Origin of the sequence: Allokutzneria albata (assembly GCF_900103775.1) — a bacterium.
GTDB classification, from domain to species: Bacteria; Actinomycetota; Actinomycetes; order Mycobacteriales; family Pseudonocardiaceae; genus Allokutzneria; species Allokutzneria albata.
The window spans coordinates 1265485-1292059 of the sequence record NZ_LT629701.1 but is presented as its reverse complement, the minus strand read 5'-3'; the positions used below and the strand labels follow the sequence as shown (position 1 = coordinate 1292059).

Genomic DNA, 26575 nt, shown 5'->3' with positions numbered 1-26575 from the left:
CCTCCCGTCACGCCGAGGCGTCCGGCTCCTTCCGCACCGCGGTGCCTGCGAGTGGCAGGCGGAGGCAGAACCGGGAACCGTGCGGCTCGCCTGCCTCGTACCAGGCGTCGCCCCCGTTCGCCTGCGCGAGGTTGCGGGTGATCCACAGTCCCAGGCCCGTTCCCTCGGTGTCCCGCTCGGTGTCCGGCCCTCTGGTGAAGCGTTCGAACAGGTGCGGCACGAAGGACTCGGGCACGCCGTCCCCGTAGTCGATCAGCCGGATCTCTGCCCAGCCCTCCCGCGCGATCGCCCGTATCCCGATGGGAGGGCGCCCGTAGGCGAGGGCGTTCTCCAGGTAGTTGGCGAGCATCTCGGCGAGCTCGGCACGGTCGACCACGGCTTCCAGCTCAGAGCTGCACGACACGTCGACATCCGCGGACCTCTGATCGATGTCGATGTCGGCGAGCTGCTCCAGGATCACTTCGAGAACGCGCACCGGCTCGGCGACCGAGCGCGGTGGGGCCACGTCGATCCTCGAAGCGGTGAGGAGCTTGCGCACGAGTGCCTGGAGCCGGTCGACGCGTTCGATGATGCGGTCGGTGATCTCGGCCCGCTGTTCCTGGGGCAGCGTGCCATCGTCGTCGCGCAACACGTGCGCCAGCACGCTGATCGTGGCGAGGGGGTTGTGCAGCTCGTGGGCGGCCACGGCCACCACGATGTTCTGCCGTCCCAGGGCCTCCTCCAGTTCCCGTTCGGCGTTGCGGCTGCGGGTCACGTCGCGCAGTGCCGCGATGCGCAGTCGCACGCCCTGCAGGGTCATGGTGGTGACCCGCATCTCCACCACCCGTTCGCTGCCACCGGGCAGGATCAGCTCCACCTCGGACGCCCCGTCGGCGACGATCGGGAAGCCGAACGGGGTACCGAGCAGCTCCCCCGTGGGGCGGCCGAACAGGTCTTCCGCTGCCCTGTTGCAGAGCCGGATGATCCCCTCCTCGTCCACCGCGATGATGCCGTCCGCCGACGCCGATACGACCAGCCGGCTGATGTCGTCAGGAAACCTGGCGGCCCCCGGCCTCGGGCTCCCGACACCCGGGTGCCGCGCACCTGGCGTCTGTTCACTCACCTGACCGAAGATCCTCTGATCCGGGTGGAAGGGTGGCGTCGTAGGCGAGGAGATGGGCGGCGCCGTAGACGCGCTCCCCGATGTGCATGCCGTTGTGGTCGATGGTGACGTGGCGAATCCTGTGATCACGCGCGGAGCCGCGCGCCTGCAGGACCGCGATCGCCCGCTGGATCTCACCGGCGGTCTCCAGGTGGCGGAGGGAGATCGTGACGTCGGTGAGGCCGGTGATCTCGGCCGTGCTGACCGACGTCAGTCGCGGGGCGGACTGTCCGGAGGGCGCTGAGGTGAGCAACGTCGTGCACTGGTGCTGGCGTGCGACGGCACTGAGCGCGATGACGAAGTCGAGCAGCGTCCGGGGTGAGGCGATGCGTTCCAGCGCGGACAGGGTGTCGACGACGAGCCGGGAAGGCTTGAACTCCTCGATGACCCGCCTGATCCGGAGGAAGTGGTCCTCGACCGATGCCACCTCCGGGTACGCGCACATGGTCCGGAGCAGTCCGGATTCCTCCATGGCGCCGATGTCCATGCCCCAGCCGACGGCGTTGCGCGCCAACTGACCCCGGCTCTCGTCGAAGGTGCAGAGCACGCAGCGCTCGCCCCCCGTGACACCAGCCGCCGTGAACGTCAGGCTCGTCAGTGTCTTTCCGGAACCGGCTGGGCCGCTCATCAGGACGAGCGCGTCCCTGAAGAAACCACCACCACACATCTCGTCCAGTTCGGTGTTGCCCGAGGAGACCCGGGCCAGCGAGGACGTGGACATGTCCGAGGCGAGGAACGCCAGCGGCAGGAAGACGATCCCGTCCCGTGGGTCGATCGTGAACAGCCACTCCCCGGTGCGGTGCGCCGCACCGCGGAACTTGACGATCTCGACGGTGCGCCGTCGCCTCCTGTTCGCGAGGCTGTTGCGCAGGATGATCACGTTGTCGAGCACGAACTCCTCGACGCCGTAACGCGATACCTCGCCGTACTCGCTGATCCGCTCCGAGGTGATGATCGAGGTGACCCCGAGCTGTTCCAGCACGGAACCGATCCGGTAGAGCTCGTAGCGGACGATCGCGGGCTCGGCGAAACGGACGAAGACCGCACCGAGCGAGTCGACTGACACCCGGGCGGCACCGACCTGCCGGACCGCGTGGCCGATCCGCGCCACCAGACCGCCGAAGTCGAAGGCGCCCACGATCGGTTCTTCCCCGGTGACCTCGAGCGAGGCATCGACGAACACCCACTTCCCCTGGCGCTCCCACTGCTCGATCGGGAAGCCCAGCGAAGCGGCGTTGCGGCGGATGCCCTCCGCTGTCTCCTCGAAGCTGACGAACACCCCGGCCTCGCCCGAGTCGAGGATGCCCCGGGCCAGGAACTCGACGGCGAACAGCGTCTTGCCGCTGCCGGCCGTTCCCGCCACCAGCGTCGATCGACCTCGGGGCAGGCCGCCTCGCGCGACCTGGTCGAAGCCCTTGATGCCGGTGGAAAGCCGCTCGATGGCGTTGCTGTCGATCATCTCTCGTCCTCGAGGCCAGTGGAGTGGCTAGCATCCGGCAGGCCGAGAGCCACGGCCGCGCGGCGGTGGTCGGACAGATCCCCGATCACCCGTCGCTGCGGCGAGGGGACGAGCCTGACCACGGTGGGAGTGGCCAAGATCCGCTGCTGCTCAGCCATTTCAGGGTGCTCGGCGACGTCAACGACCTCGATGTCGTGGCGACCGGGCAGGACGGAGTCGCACAGCCTGCGCAAGTTCGCTTGCGCGGTCTGCGATCGCTCGGTCTGTCCAGCCACGAAGAGCCGGAACGAGTACGTGGTCATGTCGGTGCGCGGTGCGGGCACCCGGTGACGACCAGCCATCCGTACCGCGGCAAGTTCAGACGTCGCATCTTCGTCAACCACCCTGTCGAGGCCCAAGCGTCGCGGTCCTCTCCACCCAACCTACGCCTCGCCGACCGCCGGTCCGGCGGGTACGGTCGAGGAAAATTCAGGTGTGCATCCCCCAAGAGAAGGGCAACCTCACGACCACCCATGAGTCAAGCCGGGTTCGCGTCGGGGCGGCGGAGGGATCGCTCCCTGATCCGGCCGACGGAGAACAGGGCCCCCCGGAGACCCGGGTTCTCGTGGTCGAGGACCAGCGGGCGCTGGCGGGCGCGCTGCAGATCGCGATCGACGCTCAGCCGGACCTGGACTGCGTGGGCGCCGTGAGAACGGTCGAGGAAGCCGTCACCGCGGTGACCAGCTGCAGCCCTGACGTCGTGCTGATGGACATCCGCCTGCCGGGTGTCGACGGGATCGAAGGCACGAGGCAGATCAAGAAGAGCCACCCCGAGGTCCGGGTCCTCATCCTCACCGCCAACGCCACACCCGACCTGCTCGGCAAGGCGGTGGCCGCCGGCGCCGCGGGGTTCCTGGCCAAGGACAGCGCGTTCCCCCTCATCCTGACCGCGATCCGGGCTCCGCTCGGCGAAAAGATCCTCGTCGAAGGGCTCACGCTGGCGGCGCTGGTCGAGGGTCTGCGCCTCAGCGCGCCCGCCGGGGCCGGTGAGCCCGACCAGGCCAGGCTCACCACCCGTGAACTGGAAGTGCTCGCGCTGTTGGGAGAAGGCCTCAACCCCCGGGCAATCGCGCAGCGGCTGGTCGTGAGCCTGCACACCGCGCGGGGCCACATCAAGAACATCATGCTGAAGCTGGGCGCGCACAGCCAACTCGAGGCGGTCGTCACGGCTACCCGGATCGGGCTCCTGCCGAGTCCTCCCGCCACCCGGGAAACCAGTTAGCGACCCGGCGGGACAAGGGTTCCACACGCGTACGGCACCAACCGGGTTCCCGTGTCTCAAGGGTCTCCGGCACTCCCGGCTCCCGCATTTGCGGGGTACTGGTCGGACTATCTGGGGCTTCCCGTTCCCGAGGGGTCCTCGTACCGTCACGACGCGCGCACAGATCTGCCTTGCCCGCACCGCCCAGGCAGAGGATGACCACGACGAGACGTCGCGGAAGACCCTGCATCCGCTGTCGGCCGGCCGGCTTGCGAGGGACCGAGCGAAGAAGGGGATCGGAATGCGCTTCCCGGAAAGGCACTTGCAGCGAGTCTTTGCCGAGTTCCCCGACATCCTGACCGCCGACGTCGGGATCACCGACTTCCTGGGCGCTCTCGCCCGGTGCAGCGTCGGCCTGCTCGGCGTCACAGCCAGCGGGATCCTGCTGGCCGACCGCGACGGTGCCGCGAACCTGGTGGCCGCCACCACTGACGAGACCCGCGTGCTGGGGCTGTCCCAACTGAGGAACAACGAGGGTCCGTGCGTGGACGCCTGCCACAGCGGGAAGCAGGTGCACTGCCCCGACCTGGCTGCCGACAACCGCTGGCCGACCTTCACCCGGGCCGCGAGGGCAGCCGGGTTCGCCGCGGTCCATGCCCTGCCGATGCGGCTACACGAATGGACCATCGGGGCGATGGGACTGTTCTCCACCCGGCCTGGTCGGCTCGACATCGACGTCGGCGAGCTCGCCCAGACCCTGGCCGACGTCGCCGCCACGCGCATCGTGAGCAGGCACGTCGTCGTCAGCCAGGAGGTGGCCGCCGCGCAGCTCCAGAAGGCCCTCGACCATCGGATCGCGATCGCACAGGCCGGGAGAGCGCCAGCCCAGCGCCTGGACATCACCGTCGGCGACGGTTGTCCGCATGCTGCGCGCCTACGCCCACGACCACGATCGCGAACTGGCCGATGTCTCAAGCGCAGTCACCCGAGCCGAGCTGTCCCTCACGCCACGGACACTCCCTCTGCCACGACAGAGTCCGCCGCTACCGCGCGACCTCCCTTGACGAGAGGCCACGATCAACGACACGACAAGGCGAACCGACCACAAGGCGATGTGCGGCGGAGATCCTGGGAAGAGCACGAGAGCAATACCGAATCGCAGGGGACGTGATCCGGTTGCTCCGTTCGCGCCAGGCCCGATGACGGAAGCTGTGAGCTGGCACGTGGCGCCAGTCCACCTTTCGCACGCCTCTCTGGTGCACGTATCCCGCGGCAACACCTTGGCCGACAGCGCAGCGAGCACGAACCAGTACGGCACCGCGACCGCGCCGCGGTCGCGGACTCCTCCCCTGCTGGGCAGAGGAGGAGCCTCACGCGACGATCAGACCGTGTCCCGTTGCTCCGGCACCCGGCCGACCGCGCCGTTGTCCAGCCGCCGAGCGCGCATGACGTGCGCGTCCAGCGGCAGGGGGCGCGCATCGAGCAGCTCGAACCCGGCGTCGGCCAGCAAGGCGCGGTAGTGGGATTCGGTCCGCTCGCGTCCACCGGTGTTGCACAGCATGTGGATGTCCCACGGAATGGCGAGGGAACCGGAGTCTCCCGATTCCGGCAGCAGGCGCTCGATCACCAGCAACTCCGCGTGTGCCGGCATGTTCCGCGCGCAGGTGGCCAGGATGGTGCGGCATTGCGCGTCGTCCCAGTCGTGCAGTACGCGGGAGAGCAGGTAGACGTCGCCGGTGTTCGGGACCGATTCGGTGAAGTCGCCGGGGACCAGGGTGACGCGGTCGGCCACCTCGGCAAGCCGTGACTCCGCGGCGGCCAACGCGTGCGGGCGGTCCATCAGCACACCGCGCAGCGCCGGGTTGGCGAGCAGGATGCGGGCCAGCAGCTCGCCGTTGCCCCCGGCCACGTCGACAACGGTGCGCGCCGCGGAGAAGTCGATGCCCCTGGTGACTCCGGCGAACACCGCGTTGCTGGCGGCCATGGACTGGTGGAACAGCTCAGCGAGGGCCGGGTCGGCGGCCATGTGCGCGAAGTGGTGGCTGCCGAAGACCTTCGCGTAGGACTCCTCGCCGCTGCGGACGGCCTCGGTGAGCGCCGCGAACGACCGGTAGAACGGGCCGCCGTACATCAGCGCGAGTGACCGCATCGACTCGGCCGTGTCCGACCGCAGCAGTTCGCCGAGGTCGGTGAGGCTGTGGCGCGCGCCCGACGTGTCGACGATGCCGAGCGCGGTGAGGTAGCGCACCAGCCTGGCCAGGCTCGGCTGGTCGGCGCCGGTGGCCGCGGCGAGGCCGGGCAGGTCGGGGTTCGTCGCGAGGTGATCGGGCAGCCTCAGTTCGGCGGCGGCCGCGATGGCCTGCGTCGCCCAGGCGCCGGTCATCAGGCGCAGCAGTTCGGTGCCGGAGCACGACTCGCGCTGGTGGGTGGCGAGCAAGCTCGGGAACCTGCCCGAGGAGATCAGCTCCAGCCTGCGGAAGTCCGGGTCGGCGTGCTGCCGGTCGCGGAAGTAGAGGACGGTGGAGTTCTCGTAGCCGTTGTAGCCGCCCCCGTCCGGACGCATCGCGGCGGTGATCGTCTCGCGCAGCCCGCGCAGCAGGACCGCATCGGGCTGCCGCACGGCCAGCGCGATGTGGTTCTCCCGGCCGAACCGGCGTTCGTCCTCGGCGATGTGCTCCAGTTCCGGTGGCGTGACCATGGCGAAGATCTCCAGTGCGCACTGCCGACCGGAACGGTCGGCGACCGGGGCGCGCAGGATGCCGACCGTCAGGTCCGCCGTGGGCACGGCGTACCGGCTGCTCAACCGTTCGCGGACGACCACGCTGGGGGTCATCGCGCCGACCTCGACGCCGTGCCGGGCCAGTTCCTCGGGCAGCCCGTCGAAGGTCTCCGGGAAGATGAGCAGCGCGACGTGGTCGAAGGTGGCGTGCCGCGCCACGGCCGCGCGGTCGTCCTCCTCCAACGACGGCACCGCCGCGGCGAGCACCGACTCGGTGTCGTTGTCGCCGAGGAGGGCCACGGCCGCGGTGACGCGGGCGATGTCGGCTGCGGCGAGTACGGGGATTCTGATCGATGTCATGGTGGTTTCCCGTTGCTCAGAGGCCGAGGTAGCGCTCGGCGAAGAGGTTCTGGTGGGTGTGGGACTCGCGCAGGCTGTCGAGCCGGGCGCGACGCAGGGAGCGCTGGTATCCGGCGTCCGGGGCGGCGCCCGCCGGGCCGTGCAGGAGGTCGATCATCCAGTGCGAGAACTCCTGCGCTCGCCAGATCCGCGGCAGGCAGGTGCGCGAGTACGCGGCCAGTGCCCGGTCGTCGTCACGGGTGAGAGCGTCGGCGAGGGCGGCTGCCAGCACCTCGGCCTCCATGATCGCCAGGTTGGCGCCCTTGGCGGCCGACGGGCTGATCAGGCTGGCCGCGTCGCCCACGAGGAACAGCCGGGCGTACTGGATGGGGTCGACGACCTCGGAGCGCAGGCGCACGATCCGCCGCTCGGTGATCCGGCCCCGCCGCAGCGGCCCGAACTCCGCGGCGCGCATGCGGGTCTCCAGTGCGGCCCAGGTCCGCTCGTCGGTCCAGGCCGCCGGGTCGTCGCCGGGCGGAACCTGGAGGTAGTAGCGCGTCACCTGGGGACTGCGCGCCATGTGCCCGGCGAAGCCGTCGTCGTGGATGGCGTAGGTGACCGCCGCCATGCTCTGCGCGGCCTCGGCGAGAACGGCCAGCCAGGTGATGCCGTGGTCGCGGCCGTGGCGACGCGCCGGGGTGGCGGGGACGGCCGTGCGGGTCACGCCGTTGCCGCCGTCGCACCCGGCGACGAACCGGCCGGTGACCTCCCCCGCTCCGTTCGCGTCGCGGTAGGTGATCGTCGCGGTGTCGGCGTCGACGCCGGTGACGGTGACGCCGAACCGCAGTTCGCCGCCCCGGTCGAGGTATTCGGTGATCAGGTCGGTGACGAGGTCCTGCTGCGGGTAGACCGTGTGCACCTCACCCTGGCCGAGCTGGGCGTAGTTCAGCTCGAACTCGCCGTCTTCCGCGCGGAAGGCGCAGGTCCCGTGTGATCGTCCTTTGTGGAGCATCCCGGCGGCGAGCCCGTGCTCGGTCAGCACCCTGGCGCTGTTCGGGCAGAGGAATCCCGCCCTGGCCCGGACCTGCACCTGCTCCCGGCTGGCCCGTTCGACGATGAGGGTGTCGATCCCCCTGGCGCGTAACAGGTTGCCCAACACCAGTCCTGCAGGTCCTGCGCCCACGATGAGCACGGTCGTGTGATCGACCACCGCTGCCCGGTCTCCTCTCGGATCGAGCCCGCTTCCGCGCAACGGGCTCATGTGAGGCAGCACTGCACAGCACCGGCCAGCGCGGCGGCCGACGGCTCGCCGGACCCGTAGTCGATCATCACTCCATCGTGTCGCGACGGGCGGCCGAGCGCACGCCCGAACCCACAGTCCACTGAGGACGACACGCGGGAAACCCTTAACCCGAAGGGGTAAACCTTCCATCCACTGTGGACGCAGCAGCACGCACGCGCGGGGTGCCACCGGCGAAGCCCGGCGCCTCGGCGCCGTGTCGCGACGGCCGCCCGCCCCGGATCGGTGGAAGCTCGCCAAGACGTCTCCTCCCACTTCGGCCCCCGCGCTGGTGTTCACCCTTGCCTGGCGGTTCCTCGCGGACCACGGCACCGGCCTGATCGTGCCGGGCTCGCCCGCCGCATCACGATGGTGAGCGTTCAGCCGCTCGACCTTCTCCGGCACGGCGGGCCTCCTCCGGCCGAGTCCGGTCGAGGGTGCTCAAGACCGAAGTCTCAGCACAGGCCGATGTACCGGGCGTTCTGAACCACCTTCGTCGTACCGAGGTAGTACACCCAGTTCTGCTTCCTCGATGTGCAGAAGCAGTCGTCCTTGTGCGAGATGCAGTCGACCCAGATCTTGACCCTCGTGTCGCCGCATCGCGACGGTGGCCTGAAGAGTCCTGCGCATGACGTTCCTCTTTCATGCCGGAGGAGCTGGCACCCAGGACGGTAACCGCAGAAAAAGAAGAAGGTCAGAGACTTCAAACACACCTGAAAAGAATCGGAGCATTCAAGATCGATTGAGCGGGGAGGGGAAACATGGGAACTCCCGCGATTCTCGATGCGCCGCGCAGACCTCGTTGGACCAGGGCGCCAAAGACCCACCGAGAACGTGGGCAGGCCTTCGGCAGCGCACCACGAACGCACGGACGATTCTTCGCTCAATGCGCCGACAACCACGGATCAGGTGTTCTCGCAGTGCGGGGAGGACGAGGATCAGGGACGCCGCATTCCGGTCACTGCAACGCGTGACGCGCTGAGGCATTCGTGGCAGGGCGGGCCGGACGGCTCCGCCATCGGCAGCGGTGCGACGACGTGCCCGCACAGCGCGGCGTAGTTGCCGATCCCCTGCCCCTGGTGGAAGGCCGCGTCGCTGACCCGGTGCTCGCGGCGGTCCCGGCCGCAGGTGATCGGGTTGGCGTAGACCACGGGCGGTGCGCCGCGGCGGGAAGCCGGCTCGGGCCGGGGCGCGCGACCGCCTGGGCGCACCTCCATCAGCGCGCCCGTCCCCGCCGCGGCCGCCACGGCGACCAGCGGGAGGAGCGTCCACACGGCTGCGTCCTGCATCGTGCTCCGTTCGGTGTGGTCGCCCGGCGGCGTCGCGATTCGGGGGGAGTTGACGCCGCCGGGTCGACCGGATACCCCGTGCGCGGTCCGGGGTTGGTCGGTGGCGCCCGCTACGGCAGGGCGGCGTTGATGCCGGGGCCGGGGGTGAGGATGCGGGCCGGGTCGTAGAGCTTCTTGGCGCGCACGACGTCGTCCCAGGTGTCGCCGTAGTGCTCGCGCCACTCGTCCGGGCCGTACCGCTGGCCGCCGATCGGGTAGGTCTTGCCGCCGAGGCTGCGCACCTTGTCCATCCAGACCTTGTTGCGCTCCAGCATCTTCTCGATGAAGTCGGGGGCGGGGTCGATCGGCGAGGCGTTGAGCACGTCGAACAGCCAGATCAGGCCGTCCGGCTCCTGCTCGGGCATCCGCAGGCGCGGGCGGCGGAAGGACCCGGCGCGGTGCGGGAACACCAGCACGAAGCCCCTCCCGTGCGGCAGCGACCAGTCGTCCTCGGTCATCAGGGCGAACGTCTCGGCGGCGAAGCTCTCGATGTGCTCGTCGGCGAGGAAGACGTCGAACCACGGCTTGTGCCGCTCGTCCCAGTCCTCGGTGCGCCACTGGTCCATCACCGCCGAGTACTTCGAGACCTGGGCGACGTAGTCCAGCTGCTCCTCCTGCACCGGCCCCTGCGGGTCGAGGCCGTCGAGCAGGCCCTCCGGCACGCCGGTCCCGTGGTCGTAGTGGGCGAGGTGCACCAGGAACGTCGGGACCGGGGCGACCGCGCCGGGGGGCGCGATGATGCAGTAGATCTCGTCCACCTGGCCCCGGGCGACCACCTCCCGCATGGCGCGGAACGCCGCGGCGGGCTCGACGTAGGGGAGCACCCAGGAGCGCACGGTGGCGGGCAGCGGCGCGACCTTCAGCTCGGCCCTGGTGATCACGCCGACCTGGCCGATCCCGCCGAGCACCGCGTCGAAGAGGTCGGGCAGTTCGGTCTCGGAGGCCCACTCGACCTCACCCCGCCCGGTGACGACCTGGACCCGGGAGACCGAGTCGACCTGCGCGCCGTAGCGGTAGCCCGGGCCGATGCCGCCCGCGCTGAGGGTCCCGCCGACGGTGATCGGGAGGTAGCCGGTCAGCCCGCCCGAGAACCGCGTCCCCTTCCCCGCCAGCGCGGAGACCAGGTCCGACCAGAGCACTCCGCCGTCCACATCGGCCTTGTCCGGTCCGCACTCGTGCACCGTGTTCAGCGCGGTGACGTCGATGGCGATGCCGCCCTCGACCAGCCGCTGGCCCTGCGTCATGTGCCCGGTGCCCTGGGGAGCGACCGGGATCCGGTGGTCGTGGCAGAACCTGACGACCTTCGCGACGTCCTCCGCGTTGCTCGGCCGCAGCACCGCGGCGGGACGGCGGGTGACGATCCGGCCGAGATCGCGCGAGGCCTCTGTCAGGGCGTCGCCGTCGAAGACGAACTCACCGTCGACCTGGGGTAGCTCGACTGTGCCGTCCCCGGCCTCCGTCGTCCAGTCACGAGAGGTGGGGTCCCAGAAGAGGGGCTGCTGCGTCATTGGATCTCCGGATGTCGCCTCGGGTTCACGGTGAACGATGCCGCGAACACGCTCCGTGCACATCCGTGTGCACCACACGCTCGCTCCCGCCGCACACGTACATGATCGAAAACACGTACGTGTGGCCGGTCCGCTGGCCTGATGCCGCCGTCCGGGTGGAGACTGCAAGCCTCAACGGCATGACGGGACGGACGTGGAACTAGCTGGGGTAGGGCTGACCAGTCTGGTCGGCAGGGACGAACTGCTGGGGTCGCTGGCGGCTTCGGTGCGCGCGGGTGCGAGGTTGACGAGCCTGTCCGGGCCGGGCGGCGTCGGCAAGACGAGGCTCGCGTTGGCGCTGCTCGGCAAGGTGGCGGGCGACTTCGACCTGGCAGCCGTGGTGCACCTGGCCGATCTCGGCCCGAGCGAGGACGCGGTCACCGCCGTCGGGCAGTCGATCGTGTCCGCGCTGGGCGTCACCGACCACCACTCGCAGCGCCGCCCGGTGGAGGTGCTGCTCGAACGCCTCCGGGGGCAGCGGGTGCTGCTGGTCCTGGACAACGCCGAGCACCTGCTGGACCCGGTCGCCGACGTGGTGATCGCCCTGCTGACCGGGGCACCGGGGCTGAGCGTGGTGACGACGACGCGGCACCGGCTGGACCTACCGCCCGAGCGCGTGGTCGCCGTGCCGCCGGTGACGATCCCGGACGCGGGCGACCCACCGGAGCGAGCACGGGACAGCCAGGCGCTGTCGCTGCTGCTGGAGCGTGCGGGCGACGTGGGTTTCCCCGCGGTCGCCGAGGGCACCGCCGCGTGGGAGGCCCTCGTCGAGCTCGCGCGGTGGTCCGGCGGGCTGCCGCTGGTCATCGAGCTGATCGCGGCGCAGATGGGCGCGCTCGGGCCGGAGAAGACCCTGCAACGGCTGGACGGCGGCCGGCTGCTCACCGCGACCGCGCGCCGCGCTCAGCCGCACCACCGCACCCTCACCAAGGCGCTGGACATCTCCTGGGACCTGTGCACCCCGGAGCAGCGGCTGCTGTGGGCGCGGCTGGCGGTGTTCTCCGGCGGCTTCGACCTGGAGGCCGCCGAGGAGGTCTGCGGCGGGAGCAGCGGCGATGTGCTCTCGCTGCTGGCCGACCTGGTCAGGCACTCCGTCGTCGTGGTGACCGGCGACGGTCGCTACCAGCAGCTCCAGCCACTGCGCGAGTACGGGTTGCGCCACCTCGACGCCTTCGGCGAGACCGACGAGCTGCGGGAGCGGCACTGCCGCTGGGTGCGCGGGCTCGTCGCGACCGCCGCCGCCGAGTGGTTCGGGCCGGACGAGCTGACGTGGCTGGCGCGCATCCACCGCGAGGTGCCCAACATCCGCGCCGCCGTCGGCTGGTGCGTCGCCACGAGGACCCCGGAGGCGGTGGAGACCGGCCTGGGGATCGTGACCGACGTGCTGCGGACCCGGGTGCAGTTCTTCGCCGCCCTGCAGAACACCACCAGCGCGTGGCTGCGCGACCTGCTCGCGCTGCCCTTGGCCGGGAACGAGCCACCCGAGCCGACGCCGACCCGGATGGCGGCGCACGCGGCGCTCGGCTTCACCCTGATCGCGATCGGCGACAAGGACCGGGGCGTGTCCCATCTCGACCAGTGCCGGGCCCTGGCCGTGCAGCTCGGCGCGGAGTCCGCTCCCCCGCTGCTGTTCCTGGAGGGCAGCCACCGCGTACTGAGCCTCGGCGACACCTCCGGGCTGCCCCTGCTGCGCCAGGCCCGCGACGGCTTCCGCGCCCTGGGCGCACGCGGCGACGCCCAGATGGCCGGGCTGATCCTCGCCGTGGGCGCCGGTCTGCTCGGGCCCGCCGACATCGCCGACGAGACCTCGGCGGAGTGCTTCGAGGACGCTGAACGCAGCGACGCCCCCTGGGCCCGAACATGGGCCCTGTGGACCCAGGGGCTGCCCGCCCTGACCGCGCCCACCTACGTGCTGCACGAATGCCTTCCCGCCCAGATCGCGATGGGCGACCGGTGGGGCACCACGTGGACGGTCGAGGCCGGCGCGTGGTGGCGGTCCCGGATCGGCCAGCCCGAGGACGCAGCACGGATGCTCGGCGGCTGCGTGGGCCTTCAGGAACGGCACGGCGTCGGACTCGGCGGCCTCGTCCCCTTCCAACGGCAACGCAAGCTGGCCGAGCGGCGGATCATCGCCGCCATCGGCGAGGCCGCCTTCCGCGCCGCCTACACCGACGGAACAGAACTCACCACCGAAGAGGTCTACGAACTAGCACTACGCCCGGTCGGCGCCCGCGCAGCGACCACCGGGGCGGAGCTGACGACAACGGAGCGCAAAGTGGCCGCGCTGGTCGCCAACGGGCTCAGCAACGGGCAAATCGCAGAAGAGCTGCACGTGTCGAAGCGGACCGTGGAAACCCACATCGGCCGGATCTTCGGCAAGCTCCACCTCGTCAACCGCGCCCAGCTCGCCGCCTGGTACCTCGGCCGCTCCGCCGACGACCCGTCCGCATGAGCCTTGCCGCGAGCACTCCGGCGACCCCGCTGGTCGAAGCGAACGGAGCGCGCCGGCTAGCAGCTGAGCTTGAAGCTCTGCACGCCGTCGTTGGCGTGGTTGCCCTTGCTGTCCTTGAGGTTCTTCAGGTTGCCGACGCGCCGGCCGGCCGCGACGGACCACGTGAACGCGCTGGCCGCGGGCTCGTCCGCGCTGTAGAGGGTGAGCTTGCAGGAGGTGCGGTTGATCAGCGAGCTGATCTCGTTGTCGCCGTTCCAGCCGTCGATGTCATAGGTGCCCGAGGCGCCCTTCTGGTTGACGTAGCGGGAACCGCTGTACCCCGCGTCCTCCCACATGCAGACGCGGTTGGCGGCGCAGTCCGGCGCGGCCTCGGCGGCGGGCGCGGCAAGCAGGGAGCCGCCGACCGCGAGGACTCCGGCGATGCTGAGGATCAGGACGGGCTTGGACATGGTGCGACTACTCTCCGTGTCTACTGGCGGGGACCTTCGCAAGCTAACACGGGCGCTCTCCGCAACGCGGAAACATTACTGCTCCCGCCGAAATGTGACGCCACGAAGGAGAATTGAGGGTGTCGCGGCTGGGTGAGCCCGCTTCGGGCTCCCCGTGTCCCACGCCGCGTGCGGTCGCGTTCGCTGTCCACTGCAAGGGCGACTGACGTGGATTAGCGTGTGGCTCTGCCGACCCGAGGTGAGACGTGCCGCTGTTCCTGACCCGTCTGTTCGCGCGCTTCGCCCTGCTGAGCAGCTGGCTGACGCCCGTTGTCGTCATCGTGTTCGTCTTCGTGAGCAGCTGGCCGCTGATGGCGCTGGCCGAACCCGCGGACAGCGAGATCGTCCAGCCCGCCAACTACTGGTGGTACTTCGTGGTCACCGCCGCCACGGTCGGCTACGGCGACCTCTACCCGAAGACGGGCTTCGGGCACGTCGTCGGCGCGTACGTCATCGTCGGCGGGATCGCCGCGCTGACGACGGTCTTCACCAAGCTCACATCGGTGCTGGAGCGCTCGAGAGGACGCCGCATGCAGGGGACGAACACCACCACGGCCACCGAGCACGTCGTGGTGCTCGGATACGCACCGGGGCGCACCGACCGCATCGTCGCGCAGCTTCTCGCCGAAGGCGATCACCGGGTCGTGCTTTGCGCCTGGGACGACGTCGCCACCCATCCCATGCCGGCGCAGGACGTCGACTTCGTCCGCGGCGATCTGACTGAGGAGGACGTGCTGCGCCGAGCGGGAGTGCACCGCGCCCAGGCCGTGCTCATCGACGCCCGCGACGACAACGAGGCCCTGTCGATCGCGGTTGGGGTCAATCACCTGACCACCACGGCGCACGTTGTGGTCGCCCTGCGGGACATGGACCGCGCGGCGCTGCTGCACTACGTGGACGTCAACATCCACTGCGTTCCGTGGCACACCCCGCGCATGATCACCGAGGAACTCACGTCGCCCGGGATCGCAGAGGTCTACGCCGACCTGATGACCCACGGCGGGGCGAACACCTACTCCCTTCGGCTACCCGAATCCCTTGGCGCGGTGTCGTTCGAACGCTGCCAGACGGTGCTGGGCAGGCAGCACAGTGCGCTCGTGCTCGCCGTGCGCGACAGCGACGGGACACTGGTGGTCAACCCGCGCTGGAGTTCACAAGTGCCTACCGGCGCGATGCTGTACTACGTCTGCGCGCGCAAGCTGACCAACCACGAAGTCGTGGAAGCACTACGTTGATCATCCCCTGGGCGGCCTCTCCAACCGTCAGCTGATCGTGGCTTTCGGGGACGCGCTCGGTCGGCCAACGGAGTTTCTGACCGTTGCGGAGATCGATCAGGAGTTCGGTCGCGTGGGCGCTCCATGGCGTCGACCGGTACACCGCTGACTCGCTCGAACCGCGGCTGCGGGAGCGATTCGTGGCTTGGGCGCACAGCCCGGACAACAACCGTGCGCCTGGGATGACGTGGCCGCGTTCACTGCTGGCACGCACAAGCGGAACTGAGGCATCGGCGCTCGGCGTGCGGCTGGTGCTCTCCGCCGAAATTGGCCTTGCCGACCGTCCGAGTTCGGTTACAGTCCCCCCGGGACTGACCGTGACTGTTTGGAGAGGAGACCGCTCGTGTTCACTCACGAAGCCGTGATCCTCCGGTCGCGTTCCCAGGTGATCCTGGTGTCCCCGGTAGTCCGGTGCCGGCCGCGCGGCCGGCACCGGGCTCGGTGACGAACGCCCTCTTTCGCAGTTCGTCCCGTGAATCGCGCTGACCTGGTCTGACGATTCGCCGCGAAAGGCCCTGTGCCATGCGTACCAACCAACCTCTGACCACCATCCGCAACCTCGGCATCCTCGCGCACGTCGACGCCGGCAAGACCACGCTCACCGAACGCGTCCTGTACGCGACGGGCACCACGCACAAGCGCGGCGAGGTGCACGACGGGACGACGGTCACCGACTTCGACCCGCAGGAGCGCGATCGCGGCATCACGATCTTCGCCGCGGCGGTGAGCTGCGCGTGGGACGGTCATCAGATCAACCTGATCGACACCCCCGGGCACGTCGACTTCTCCGACGAGGTGGAGCGGTCGCTGCGCGTGCTGGACGGCGCGATCGCGGTCTTCGACGCCGTGGCCGGCGTGGAGCCGCAGAGCGAATCCGTGTGGCGCCAAGCCGATCGGCACGGTGTGCCGAGGTTCGCCTTCGTCAACAAGATGGATCGCGTCGGCGCCGACCTGGACGCGGCCGTGGAGTCGATCCGCGAACGGCTGCACCCCGCGCCGATGGTGGTCCAACTGCCGATCGGTCAGGAGAACGAGTTCCGCGGTGTCGTCGACCTGATCCGGATGCGCGCGCTGCTGTGGGCAGATGACGGCGGTGCCGAGGAGGGCCCGGTTCCGGACGCCCTGCTCGACGAGGCTCGGCGTCGGCGTCGCGTACTCGAAGAGGCTGTGGCGGAACGGCATTCGGCGGCGTTGGAGGAGTTCTGCGCGCAGCAGGAGGTTTCCGCGTCGACGTTGGCCGCGGCGCTGCGCGAGCTGACCCACAGCGGTGAGGGTCTGGTCGTGCTGTGCGGTTCGGCCTACCGCAACCGCGGGATCGAGCCCTTGCTGGCCGCCGTCATCGCGTACCTGCCGTCCCCTGTGGACGTTCCGCCGGTGCGCGGTGTCTGGGCCGACGAGGAGCAGGAGCGTCCCGCCGATCCGGCGGTTCCGTTCTCCGCCTTGGCTTTCAAGGTGGTCGTGGCGCCGACGGGACGGCTGACGTTCCTGCGCGTGTACTCCGGGACGATCCAGAAGGGAGCGGAGGTGTTCGACGCCGGCACGGGCAAACCCGAGCGGATCTCGCGCATCCTCCGGGTCCGGGCCGACCGGCACACGGAGGTGGAGCGCGCCGTGGCCGGCGACATCGTCGCGGTGGTCGGCCCCAAGAACGCGCGTGCTGGAGCGAGCCTCTGCGCGCGTTCGGCGCCGGTGCTCTTCGAGCCCCCGGTGGTGGCTGATCCCGTTGTCTCCGTTGCGATCGAGACGCGTTCGGCTGTCGACACCGATCGGCTGGCGACGGCGTTGCTCCGCGCGACCGACGAGGACCCGTCACTGGTCGTGCGAACCGACTCCGAGACCGGTCAGACGCTGTTGTCCGGCTTGGGCGAGCTGCACCTTGAGGTCGCGGTGGAGAAGATCCGCCGCGGCCACGGGGTGGAGATCTCCGTCGGCCGTCCCCGGGTGGCCTACCGGGAGACGGTGCTGTCCGGGGTGTCAGGACTGGAGTACAAGCACGTGAAGCAGGACGGGGGTTCCGGCCAGTTCGCTCGCATCGTCCTGGACGTCGAGCCGACGGATGAGGAGGAGTTCGTGTTCCAGTCGGCCGTGGTCGGCGGCGCCGTGCCGCGCGAGTTCGTGCGTGCTGTCGAGGCCGGGTGCCGGGACGCGCTGTCGGAGGGGCCGCTCGGTGGTCATCCCGTCACCGGCGTGCACGTCACGCTCACCGACGGCTCGACGCACGTGAAGGACTCCTCGGAGATGGCGTTCCGGACCGCCGGTCGGCTCGGCCTCCGGGAAGCGTTGCGCGCCAGCACGATGGCGTTGCTGGAGCCGGTGTCCGAGGTCGCGGTCACCGTTCCGGAGGACGCCATGGGCAGCGTGCTGGGTGACCTGGCGATGCGGCGCGGCCAGGTGTCGGCGTCGGCGACGCGCTCGGGCACGGTGACGATCACCGCGTCGGTGCCGCTCGCCGAGCTGTTCGGCTACTCCGACCGCCTGCGCAGCCGGACCCACGGCCGGGGCGGCTTCACCGCCAAGGCCGCCGGTTTCGCGCTGGCGCCCCGGTGAGATCGGATGGCCCCGCTCCACGCGAGCGGGGCCGTTCGGCACGCCTGGCGCACGGTGATGCGGTGCGTCACCCGGCTCGGCCGGCCCCGGCAACAGGAGAACTCGACCCATCTCTTTAGGGTCCTTCAGCCCTGGTGCCGCTTTCTCTGGCCGCTGACCCTGTGTGCATGGATATCGGCGTCGTGGAGCGCAACCGGGCGGTGACAACACCGGCATCGTGCTCGGCATCCGCGGCCGTGCTCCCGACCGAACCCCGACGCGACGACGGCCTGGTGCTCTGATCATGACTGCTGCCGGACATTCCCAGCACCTGGTGTTCGAGACCACCGACTACGAGCACGCGGGTGAGTACCTGGCCGGGCTCTACGGCTCCAGCATCCAGCTGAGCGGCGGCAAGGACGGGCACCGCTATCGATATGTCCAGCTGGGTGCCGACACCTTCACGATCGCCAGCAGTTCGCTGAGCCGGGAGGTCACTTTCGACGTGGGAGTGCTCCCGGCACTGAGCGTCCTCGTGCCCCGCGACATCACCATGGAGCACCGATCAGCAGGCATCGACCACCGGTTCGGTCCCGGTGAAGCGTTGCTGGCCACCACGAGCAAGCACGGGTCGCCCTTCACCGTGCAGTGGCAGGCCGGAGAGGCCCAGGCCCTCACCTTGCCGTTCGAAACACTGGGACGGGTCGCCGCCACCGCCGACACGCGTCACGGCACGCCCATCCGGTTCACCGACCTGCGCCCGAGCGCTCCGACCGCCACGCGTCACCTGCTGGCGACCATCGACTACCTCGCCGACGCTCTGCGCGATCGACCGCAGGCCATGCGGGAACCGCTCGTAGCCACAACGGCAGGCAACCTGCTGGCCGCGACGGTGCTGGCCACCTTCCCGAACACCGCACTGATCGAGCCGACCAGCGAGGACCGCCATGACGCCCACACCGCCGCACTGCACCGGGCGATCGCGTTCATCGACGACTACGCACACCTGGACATCACCGTCGCCGACATCGCCGCCGCCGCCCACGTCACGATCCGCGCGCTTCAGTACGCCTTCCGAAAACACCAGAACACCACCCCGACGAGGTACCTGCGCCTCGTCCGTCTTCAGCGCGTCCACCAAGAGCTGCTGGCCGCTGACCCCACTGCCGGAGTCACGATCACCGACGTCGCCGCTCGCTGGGGCTTCTTCCATCCCGGTCGCTTCGCCAGCTACTACCGCCGCGTCTACGGCTGTCCGCCGTCTCGGACTCTGTTCCGCCGCAGCTCGTGACCGGCGCTCCGAGCAGACTCCGGGCGTGCAGGGAGGGCTGGGGGTCCTCGCCCGGAGTCTGCTCCGCACGGGGTGAGTCGGCAGGAGTCAGACCGACGCACCCACTTGGCTGGAGTGCCGTGCCCCGACAGTCTGGCCGCTGGGAACTCGCCGCACAGTGCACTGAACGAACCTCGTCCTCCCAGGTCAGGGCAGCACGCTATCCAGAAAACGACACTCGGGCCGTCGGGAAGGCCTGATCCTCTTCGCGGACAAGGGCTTCGCGGGCAACTTGGTGAAACAGCCCGTCGACGCGGTGCGGGGTGCGGGGTGCGGGGTGCGGCAACCTCAGTGGCACGCGCCAACGGATCGAATCGGTCTCACCAGCCGCGATGAGGAGCGGGTCGCCCTGCGCGCCCTTCAGCCAGGTGAAACGTTCTGGCATGGCCTCGACCGCGTGTCACGGCACGACGGCAGGATGGATCGGTGTCGTGAGGCCAGCTCCGGGAATTGGGCGCGGATCGTCGGCAGAACAGGCACTACGTCACCAGTTCCCGGCGCAGCCGCACCGTCACCTCACCGAAGTCGGCCTCGGCCTCCGCTCCCGGGCGATGCGACTGCCGCACGAACACCTCCACCGGCGCATGCCCGGCCTCAACCTGGATCTCGTCGATCACCGGCCTGAACGGATCCAGCCTCGGCGTCGCTGCCATCGACCACTGATCAACAAACGTGGGCACCGGTCATCGACAAGCCAGTGCCCCTGTGCGATGGGAGTTCTGCGCTCGATCCACATCGGATGGACAGAGCACCCCGCGCTCGTTCAGTTCCCGTGCGAGTGAGGCGACTGGCCGCCCGACCGGGCGGACACCAGGGCTAGCGGACTGTCCACAGTGGACATCTGATGGTGATCGGCCGTCGCCGGGGCGGGCCGACGTGCTCCGGCCCGCGTCCGCCGAGGGTTTCCGCCCCAGCCGAAGCGCCGAAACCCACCCGGTCTGGATGTGGGCTGGTGCGACCGTGGCCCGGAGGGAGCAGTCGGTTCCGAGGGCAGCTGGGTGCGGGTGCCCGCTTCGGGGGGCGATCGTTTGATGGTGCTGCTGTTTGATGGTGCTGCGCGCGTTCCGGACAGGAGCGGGCCATGGCTGACAAGGCGGTCGGCCGCGGCAGCTGCCCCCGCGTGAACTCTTCGGCCGCAACCCTGGCGTAGCGGGGCCTTTGGCGTTTCCATGCCAAATCACCCGGCCAACCAGCCTTCTATGGGATTTTGTTCGGGGGTTTGGGCTGTGACAGGGCGGGGGTCGGGGGTAGGCGAAGGTTGTGCGGAATTCGTCGTGAAGTCGATCTGTTGTTCCGTTCCTGCCGTCCACGCCCTGCGGACGGACATGTCACAGAGGTTTGCATGAACACGCCAAACGCTGTCGTGATCGGCGGCGGCCAAGCCGGTCTCGCTACGGCCCACGTCCTGCGCACCCGCGGGCTGCGCCCGGTGGTGCTGGAAGCCGGGCCTGAGCCGGTCGGTTCCTGGCCGCACTACTGCGACAGCCTCACACTGTTCTCCCCCGCGCGTTACAGCGCCCTGCCGGGGCTGGCCTTCGACGGTGACCCGCACCGCTACCCGCACCGCGACGAGGTGGTCGCCTACCTGCAGCGCTACGCCGCACACCTGGACGCCGAGATCCGCACAGGTGAGCAGGTCACCAACGTCGCCCATCGGGACGGCCGCTTCCAGGTGACCACCGGAACCGGTGCCCAGTTCGAGGCGCCGATGGTGATCGCGGCCACTGGTGGCTTTTCCCGGCCCTACCGGCCGGAGCTGCCGGGGCTGGCGGACTTCACCGGCACCCTGCTGCACTCGAGCGACTACCGCGTCCCAGGGCCGCTGGCCGGACAGCGGGTGGTGGTCGTCGGCGCGGGCAACTCCGCGGTCCTGGTCGCCGTCGAGCTCGCCACGCACGCCGACGTCACCTTGGCGACGCGTGGCCGGATCCGCTTTGTCCGGCAACGGTTATTCGGACGTGACGTGCACTTCTGGACAACGATCACCGGCCTGGACGCGCTGCCGGTAGGGCCGTGGCTGGCCACACCGCCCGGCTCACCGGTGTTCGACCACGGTCGGTTCCGCGCCGCGCTCGCCCGACGGCAGCCCTATCAGCGACCGATGTTCAGCCGTGTCGACGGGACGACCGTGACCTGGTCCGACGGCAGCCGGGAAGACATCGACGCGATCATCCTCGCCACCGGCTACCGCCCCGCACTCGACTACCTCGCCCCGCTGCGCACCGTGACGCCGTCAGGACGCCCCCTGCACCGGGCGGGAGCCTCCAGCACCCACCTCGGGCTGGGCTATGTCGGGCTGGGATGGCAACGAGGTCTCGCCTCGGCCACGCTCCGCGGAGTCGGCCGCGACGCCGCCTACCTCGTGTCCCGTCTCCTCTCCCGACTGCCCGCGCTCACGCGGATGTCGCGACCGCGCACCGGGGCCAGGTCCGCCGGTCTCACCGGTACGCCGTCCCCCGAGGGAGCGGGCACCTCGCCCTGAAGCCCCTGCGCAGAAGGACCATCTCCTTGTCCACCAACAACTCAGGGACGGGAGAGGATCCCTGGACCAGTCCGATTCGTCGCGTTCCACCCTGCGGGGGACCCCGGCGGCCGGGTCATGGCGCAACGGGGGTTGGGCATATGCCGTGGTGAATCACGCGGAGGGGTAAGCCGGGGGCAGGTGTTGGCCTATCGGGTCCACACGTCGGACGGAAGACCGGGTGATCGCACCGATCACGCGGTGCGGGTGCGCTAGAAGTGGCGGCACAGGAGGTCATCGGTCGGGGGATTGATATGTCTACGACGAGGTCCAGGGCAGTGGTGGGGCGAGATCCGGAGCTGGCCGTCCTCCGGTCCACAGTGGATTCGCTGCGCGCTCGGGAAGGGCAGCGGCGGGCGCGTTTCCTGCGGTTGAGCGGCGCGGACGGGATCGGCAAGACCCGCTTGCTGGCCGAGCTCGCGACCCACGCCCGCCGACAGGGCGTACCGGTGTTGCTGGGACGGGCGACGGAGTTCGAGCAGACGATGCCCTTCGGCGTGCTGATCGAGGCGCTCGACGGTCACCTCGGCGGTCTGTCCGCGGTGCGGCGCCAGTCGTTGGATCGGGGTGTGCTGTCTCCGGCGGCCGGGTTGTTTCCCGCTCTCGTCGGCGACGCGGGGTCCCGCGCTCCGCTGGCCGACCGCGGCAGCCTGCACCGCGCGCTGCGGTTCTTGCTGCAAACTCTCACCCCGTGCGGGGGTCTCGTGCTCATTCTCGATGATCTGCACTGGGCTGATCCGGCAACGGTGGAGGTGCTCGTCCACCTGGTCCGGCACCCGCCGACGGCGCCGATCTTGATCGCCTCGGCGTGCCGGGAAGCGCAGCTGCCCCTGTCCTTGGCCGACGCGGTGGCCAGAGCCGACCCGACGCAGCACACGTACCTGCCGCTGCGGCCGCTGACCAGAGCGGCGATCGCCGAACTCACGGCCGTCCCAGCCGCTTCTGCGAGGTGTGCGCGCCTGTACCGGCTCTGTCAGGGAAACCCCTTCTACCTTCACCTCCTGGAGAGAGCAGCGTTCCCGGTGGTGACCGCCGACGGGGCCGGCAGCGATCAGGCACCGTCGCCCGGTGTGCCTGCCGCACTGCTGGAGGAGCTCGCTGCTTTGCCGGAGCAGGCCCGTGTGCTCGCGCACGCGGCCGCAGTCGTGGGGGACCCGTTCGACCCCGATCTGGCGGTCGAGGTCGCAGGGGACCTCGGACAGTCGGCTGCCGTGCTTCTCGACGAGTTGGTCGCCGCCGATGTCGTCCGCTCGCTGACCGGTGATCGACGCTTCGCGTTCCGGCATCCGCTGGTGCGGCACATCGCCTACACCTCCGCCGCTCCCGACTGGCTCGAGGCGGCGCACGCGCGCGCGGCGGCGGCACTGCGCCGGTCCTGCGCCTCGGACGTTGCCGTGGCTCACCATCTCGCCCGCGCCTCCCGCACGGGGGGCCAAGCCGTGGTGGAGGTGTTCGTCCGCGCGGCCCAGGACACCCTCGCCACGGCCCCGGCCAGCGCTGCCGTGTGGTTGGAGGCGGCGGTGAGACTGCTCGGTGGTGAGAGAGCGGTCGCCAAGTGCCGACAGGACCTCCTGGTGTTGCGCGCCCAGGCACTGATGAACTCCGGACGACTGGCCGAGAGCCTGGCGCTGCTGCATCGCCTGCTCGGACAGGGCGACCACATCACGCAGGAGACCCGGTCCCAGGTGGTGGTCCTGTGTGCGGCGGTGGAACGGTTGCTGCAGCGGCCTGAGGAGGCGCACGCGCTGCTGCTGGAGGAACTGGAGCGTCTCCCCAGCGATGCCGTCTCCGACAGCGCCGAGCTGCGCCTGCAGCTGGCCGTGGGCGCCTTGGCGGAAAGCCACCTCGCCGAGGCGCGAAACCAGCTGCGCGGACTCAGCCGGCAGATCATCACCCACGACGACCGCGCGTTGCGGGCACGGGTGCTGGCCTGCCGCGCCGTCGCCCTGCTCGGTCCGGAGTCGATGCAGCGAGCCGAGGCTGTCGCACAGGAGGCTGCCGGGATCGCGGATCGCCTGTCGGACCCGGAGCTGGGAACCCGGTTGGAGGCACTGCTGTGGCTGGCCGCCGCCGAGCTCGGCCTGCTCCGCGACCGTGATGCCTCCCGCCACACCGAGCGCGGCATCCTGCTCGCCCGGAGAACGGGGCAGACCCACATCCTGCCCAGGCTGCTCATCGTGCGCGCGAGCGCGCTCATCTCAGCGGGCCCCCTGGACCAGGCACTGGCCTGTGCCGAGGAGGCCGTCGACGCCGCCATGCTGACCCCGAGCCGGAAACTGCGCGCCCTCGCCCTGTCCACCCGGACCCTCGCCGCCGTCTGGGCGGGAGACATCGGTCTCGCCGACCGCACCGCCCGCGAGGTCCTCGACACCATGGGCCCGAGGGACAGCCAATGGTCGAACCTGACCTTCGCCGCCGCGGTCACCGCGCATTCCGTGCTCGGGCATCCCCTGTCCTGCGTGCAGGAGATCTACGCCAGGCTGCGCCCGTCACTGACCAGAGGACCACATCACTACTACGCGGTGCTGCTGCCCAGCATCACGCGGTTCCACCTCCTGCACGACGACCTCGCGCAGGCCCGCGCCGTCGTCACGGACAGCACGACCCGAGGCGGGCCGGCCTACCGCGGCACCATCGACCTCATCAGGGCAGAAGTCGCCCTGGCCGAGCGCAACGCCACCGAGGCCCACGAGCGCGCCCGTGCCGCGGCCGCCACCTTCACCGGGCACTGCCGCGTCCAGGCTGCTCTCGCCCATCTGACGACCGGCCGAGCACTCGTGCTCACCGGTCAACGAGCCGCTGCCGTTCACGCGCTCGAACGCGCCATGAAACTGGCCGCGGCGACCCGCGCGATGCTCCTGCACGGCCAAGCCGCCCGAGAACTCCGCGCACTGGGCCACCACCCCGCTGTGCCGCCCCGCCGTGACGTGCGCACCGAACACGTCGCAACTGATCCCGGGACAGACGGACCTTTCGTCCGCTGATCACGCACGACACCCCACTCCGGCGCACACGGCACCACCGGCGACCGTCAGCGGGACTGCGAACACGGGACTGCGGCTGGAGCAATGCTCACCGATCCTGCCGCTGCTCCACCCGAACGGCCTGTCGTCCGGTGACTTCGTGCCCGCCCTGGAGCAGTTCCTCGGCAGCTCGGCCGGGCTCTCCCCAGCGACGGTCACCCGGCTGACCCAGCAGTGGCAGGCCGACCACACAGCATTCAAGGACCGCGAGCAGAGCCACGGCGCGAAGTCCCCCAAGGCTGTCAAGAAGCTCACCGACGACCAGGACCAACTGCTGGCCTGCCGCGACTTCCCCGCCGGGCACTGGATCCACCTGCGGACCGCGAACCCCGTCGAGTCCACGTTCTCCAGTGCCCGGCTGCGGACCGCAGCTCACCCGCGGCGCTGGCTCCCGCACCGCGGTCTTCAAGCTCGTCGAGTCCGCCCAGGCTCGCCGGCGCGCCCCACTTCGTCGCACTCGTCCGCGCAGGATCCCGCTTCCGATGCGGCATCCTCGCCGAACACGAGGCGACGACCGCAGCCTGAGCGTTCCACCGATGCCTCGGACCCGGGCCGATACCGTGCCTCCATGGCCAAGCCCGCGCAACGCCCACTGCTCTTCCTGGACGTCGACGGAACGGTCCTGCCCTACGGCGGAGCACAGCTGCCGTCGACCCTCGAACAATGGGGCAAGTGGCAGCACCCGTCCAACCCGCAACTGGCCAAGGTCGCCCCCGGACACGGCCCGCGGCTGCTGACCTTGCCCTGTGACCTGATGTGGGCCACTGCGTGGATGCACGACGCCAACACCGTGATAGCCCCGCTCCTCGGCCTGCCGCAACTGCCAGTGGCCGGCCTGCCGGACGCGCCGGAAGAGGACGAGGCGGGCGTGCTGCACTGGAAGACGCGGACTCTGGTCGAGACCGCGGCCGGCCGCCCCTTCGTCTGGGTCGACGACGAGATCAGCGACCTCGACCGCGCATGGGTGGCGGCACAGCACCGAGGAAGGGCCCTGCTCCACCGCGTCGATTCCGCACTCGGTCTCACCGACACCGACCTCGCCACGCTCGACGACTGGCTACAGGAGGTCTCCGGAACCTCCTGATCCACACCGAGGACCAGAGGACAACGCTCATCAGCAGCGCTGGGAGGCCGACCAGGTCGAGCAGGACCTCTTCACCGGAGAGGACAGCGCGGCACCGACCCTTCAGCGAAAACACCCCTGAGCAGGTCACGCTGAAGCTGTGCCAGGCAGTACTGGCCGGCGACCGTCGCACTGCCGAAAGACCAGAGCAGAAAGGACTTTCGGCACGCGCACCAGGTCACCGGTCGCGAGAAACTACAAGATCTCGAACGCTCAGCGTCACGAACAGGAGAGGTGCATGGCCACGACGGACAGCAGCACGTCATGATGCTGGAGGCACGCACGACCAAGCCCCTCGACTTCCACGAGTGCCTGTCACTGCTGCAGGACGCGCAATGGGGTCGCTTGGTCTACACCCACCAGGTACTGCCGTGCGTCCTGCCGACCAAGTTCCACATGCGCGAAGGCAGAATCGTCCTGCGAATCGGCGAACACAGCAGGCTGACCACTGCGGCGGACAACACAGTGGTGTCCTTCGAGGCCGACGAGTTCGACCCGGAAACAGGGCTGGGCTGGTGGGTGACAGTGACCGGTCACGCGCGCGTGACTGACAACGACTCGGACACGACCACACTGTCCGCTCCCGCGGCCCCGTCCCCACCAGGCCATGAACCGGCCAACCCCGCCGTGGTGATCAACACGGAAATCGTCGCGGGATACCGGGGACAGCTTCTCTAGCAGCCCCCGCGGGCACGAACCGGGACGCCGACGACCTGCCTGATCGCCGACACCTCCGCAGATCTCCCGCACTGCGGCGCGCTGACGGAGCCCCCGTGCGGAACGGGC

20 protein-coding genes and 1 pseudogene are annotated in these 26575 nt (G+C 69.9%); 12 read left to right on the top strand and 9 right to left on the bottom strand.

Features of this window, described 5'->3' with window-relative positions; genetic code table 11:
- Nucleotides 1–7 precede the first annotated feature (7 nt).
- From BLT28_RS05550 to BLT28_RS05540, 3 genes are read right to left on the bottom strand one after another with little or no spacing between them, the layout of a single operon-like run.
- A complete protein-coding gene (locus BLT28_RS05550) occupies nt 8–1102 on the bottom strand; it encodes a PAS domain-containing sensor histidine kinase (protein ID WP_030432361.1) in 1095 nt (364 codons plus the stop codon).
- Nucleotides 1095–2600, bottom strand: a complete 1506-nt coding sequence (gene kaiC, locus BLT28_RS05545; protein ID WP_030432360.1) for a circadian clock protein KaiC — start codon at nt 2598–2600, stop codon at nt 1095–1097. Before kaiC ends, BLT28_RS05550 begins: the two co-directional genes overlap by 8 nt.
- Nucleotides 2597–2941, bottom strand: a complete 345-nt coding sequence (locus BLT28_RS05540; RefSeq protein WP_063766677.1) for a circadian clock KaiB family protein — start codon at nt 2939–2941, stop codon at nt 2597–2599. The genes kaiC and BLT28_RS05540 overlap by 4 nt, the downstream gene beginning before the upstream one ends.
- A gap of 131 nt (nt 2942–3072) precedes the next feature.
- On the opposite strand from BLT28_RS05540, the gene BLT28_RS05535 reads away from it, so the two are divergent.
- Nucleotides 3073–3861 (top strand): response regulator transcription factor, encoded by a 789-nt coding sequence (locus BLT28_RS05535; protein WP_156051546.1) that lies wholly within the window; start codon nt 3073–3075, stop codon nt 3859–3861.
- Nucleotides 3862–4141: 280 nt separating this feature from the next.
- Complete coding sequence (locus tag BLT28_RS05530; protein WP_052407926.1) at nt 4142–5011, top strand: GAF domain-containing protein; 870 nt, start codon at nt 4142–4144, stop codon at nt 5009–5011.
- Nucleotides 5012–5221: 210 nt separating this feature from the next.
- Here the strand turns inward: BLT28_RS05530 and BLT28_RS05525 are convergent, their stop codons facing one another.
- Together BLT28_RS05525 and BLT28_RS05520 are read right to left on the bottom strand one after the other, a co-directional pair.
- Nucleotides 5222–6919, bottom strand: a complete 1698-nt coding sequence (locus BLT28_RS05525; RefSeq protein ID WP_043813371.1) for a methyltransferase — start codon at nt 6917–6919, stop codon at nt 5222–5224.
- Between the two features lie 16 nt (nt 6920–6935).
- The gene (locus BLT28_RS05520; protein WP_030432356.1) at nt 6936–8108 is read right to left on the bottom strand and encodes a 4-hydroxybenzoate 3-monooxygenase; all 1173 of its coding nucleotides are present in this window, start codon (nt 8106–8108) and stop codon (nt 6936–6938) included.
- Between the two features lie 286 nt (nt 8109–8394).
- Here BLT28_RS05520 and BLT28_RS39835 point away from each other — a divergent pair, with 286 nt between their 5' ends.
- The gene (locus BLT28_RS39835; protein WP_156051544.1) at nt 8395–8553 is read left to right on the top strand and encodes a hypothetical protein; all 159 of its coding nucleotides are present in this window, start codon (nt 8395–8397) and stop codon (nt 8551–8553) included.
- Nucleotides 8554–9115: 562 nt separating this feature from the next.
- On the opposite strand, the gene BLT28_RS05515 is transcribed toward BLT28_RS39835, so the two are convergent.
- Nucleotides 9116–9466, bottom strand: a complete 351-nt coding sequence (locus BLT28_RS05515) for a hypothetical protein (protein ID WP_083383667.1) — start codon at nt 9464–9466, stop codon at nt 9116–9118.
- A gap of 110 nt (nt 9467–9576) precedes the next feature.
- On the bottom strand, nt 9577–11013 hold the full coding sequence (locus tag BLT28_RS05510; protein ID WP_172806502.1) for an FAD-binding protein: 1437 nt from the start codon (nt 11011–11013) through the stop codon (nt 9577–9579).
- A gap of 193 nt (nt 11014–11206) precedes the next feature.
- Between BLT28_RS05510 and BLT28_RS05505 the strand changes: the two genes are divergently transcribed.
- Complete coding sequence (locus BLT28_RS05505; RefSeq protein WP_052407924.1) at nt 11207–13504, top strand: helix-turn-helix transcriptional regulator; 2298 nt, start codon at nt 11207–11209, stop codon at nt 13502–13504.
- 56 nt (nt 13505–13560) lie between these two features.
- Here the strand turns inward: BLT28_RS05505 and BLT28_RS05500 are convergent, their stop codons facing one another.
- Complete coding sequence (locus BLT28_RS05500) at nt 13561–13953, bottom strand: peptidase inhibitor family I36 protein (protein ID WP_030432353.1); 393 nt, start codon at nt 13951–13953, stop codon at nt 13561–13563.
- Nucleotides 13954–14198: 245 nt separating this feature from the next.
- Between BLT28_RS05500 and BLT28_RS05495 the strand changes: the two genes are divergently transcribed.
- The 3 genes from BLT28_RS05495 to BLT28_RS05480 all read left to right on the top strand — a co-directional run bounded on the left by BLT28_RS05495 (nt 14199) and on the right by BLT28_RS05480 (nt 19083).
- Nucleotides 14199–15227 carry an NAD-binding protein gene (locus BLT28_RS05495; RefSeq protein ID WP_030432352.1) on the top strand — a complete coding sequence of 343 codons (1029 nt, stop codon included), beginning with the start codon at nt 14199–14201 and terminating at the stop codon, nt 15225–15227.
- A 561-nt stretch (nt 15228–15788) separates the two neighbouring features.
- Entirely contained in the window at nt 15789–17813 is a 2025-nt protein-coding gene (gene fusA, locus BLT28_RS05485; RefSeq protein ID WP_030432351.1) for an elongation factor G, read from the top strand.
- Between the two features lie 283 nt (nt 17814–18096).
- Nucleotides 18097–19083: a helix-turn-helix transcriptional regulator gene (locus BLT28_RS05480; protein WP_043813368.1), complete on the top strand. Its 987-nt coding sequence runs from the start codon at nt 18097–18099 to the stop codon at nt 19081–19083.
- Between the two features lie 518 nt (nt 19084–19601).
- Here BLT28_RS05480 and BLT28_RS39830 read toward each other — a convergent pair.
- Nucleotides 19602–19739: a hypothetical protein gene (locus BLT28_RS39830; RefSeq protein ID WP_156051542.1), complete on the bottom strand. Its 138-nt coding sequence runs from the start codon at nt 19737–19739 to the stop codon at nt 19602–19604.
- A 725-nt stretch (nt 19740–20464) separates the two neighbouring features.
- On the opposite strand from BLT28_RS39830, the gene BLT28_RS05475 reads away from it, so the two are divergent.
- From BLT28_RS05475 to BLT28_RS05460, 5 genes and pseudogenes are all read left to right on the top strand, one after another.
- Nucleotides 20465–21604 (top strand): flavin-containing monooxygenase, encoded by a 1140-nt coding sequence (locus tag BLT28_RS05475; RefSeq protein ID WP_081900668.1) that lies wholly within the window; start codon nt 20465–20467, stop codon nt 21602–21604.
- A gap of 317 nt (nt 21605–21921) precedes the next feature.
- A complete protein-coding gene (locus tag BLT28_RS05470; RefSeq protein ID WP_043813366.1) occupies nt 21922–24627 on the top strand; it encodes an ATP-binding protein in 2706 nt (901 codons plus the stop codon).
- An 82-nt stretch (nt 24628–24709) separates the two neighbouring features.
- Nucleotides 24710–25191 (top strand): annotated as a pseudogene (locus BLT28_RS41715) (hypothetical protein); the annotation flags it as partial.
- A gap of 43 nt (nt 25192–25234) precedes the next feature.
- Complete coding sequence (locus BLT28_RS05465; RefSeq protein ID WP_030432347.1) at nt 25235–25750, top strand: HAD domain-containing protein; 516 nt, start codon at nt 25235–25237, stop codon at nt 25748–25750.
- Between the two features lie 273 nt (nt 25751–26023).
- On the top strand, nt 26024–26467 hold the full coding sequence (locus BLT28_RS05460; protein ID WP_156051540.1) for a pyridoxamine 5'-phosphate oxidase family protein: 444 nt from the start codon (nt 26024–26026) through the stop codon (nt 26465–26467).
- Nucleotides 26468–26575: the final 108 nt, after the last annotated feature.

Excerpts from the sequence above, each read along its gene's own strand:
- kaiC (WP_030432360.1), bottom strand. The coding sequence starts at position 2,600 with ATGATCGACAGCAACGCCATCGAGCGGCTTTCCACCGGCATCAAGGGC.
- BLT28_RS05540 (WP_063766677.1), bottom strand. The coding sequence starts at position 2,941 with ATGGCTGGTCGTCACCGGGTGCCCGCACCGCGCACCGACATGACCACG.
- BLT28_RS05530 (WP_052407926.1), top strand. The coding sequence starts at position 4,142 with ATGCGCTTCCCGGAAAGGCACTTGCAGCGAGTCTTTGCCGAGTTCCCC.
- BLT28_RS05525 (WP_043813371.1), bottom strand. The coding sequence starts at position 6,919 with ATGACATCGATCAGAATCCCCGTACTCGCCGCAGCCGACATCGCCCGC.
- BLT28_RS05515 (WP_083383667.1), bottom strand. The coding sequence starts at position 9,466 with ATGCAGGACGCAGCCGTGTGGACGCTCCTCCCGCTGGTCGCCGTGGCG.
- BLT28_RS05510 (WP_172806502.1), bottom strand. The coding sequence starts at position 11,013 with ATGACGCAGCAGCCCCTCTTCTGGGACCCCACCTCTCGTGACTGGACG.
- BLT28_RS05500 (WP_030432353.1), bottom strand. The coding sequence starts at position 13,953 with ATGTCCAAGCCCGTCCTGATCCTCAGCATCGCCGGAGTCCTCGCGGTC.
- fusA (WP_030432351.1), top strand. The coding sequence starts at position 15,789 with ATGCGTACCAACCAACCTCTGACCACCATCCGCAACCTCGGCATCCTC.
- BLT28_RS05480 (WP_043813368.1), top strand. The coding sequence starts at position 18,097 with ATGACTGCTGCCGGACATTCCCAGCACCTGGTGTTCGAGACCACCGAC.
- BLT28_RS05475 (WP_081900668.1), top strand. The coding sequence starts at position 20,465 with ATGAACACGCCAAACGCTGTCGTGATCGGCGGCGGCCAAGCCGGTCTC.
- BLT28_RS05465 (WP_030432347.1), top strand. The coding sequence starts at position 25,235 with ATGGCCAAGCCCGCGCAACGCCCACTGCTCTTCCTGGACGTCGACGGA.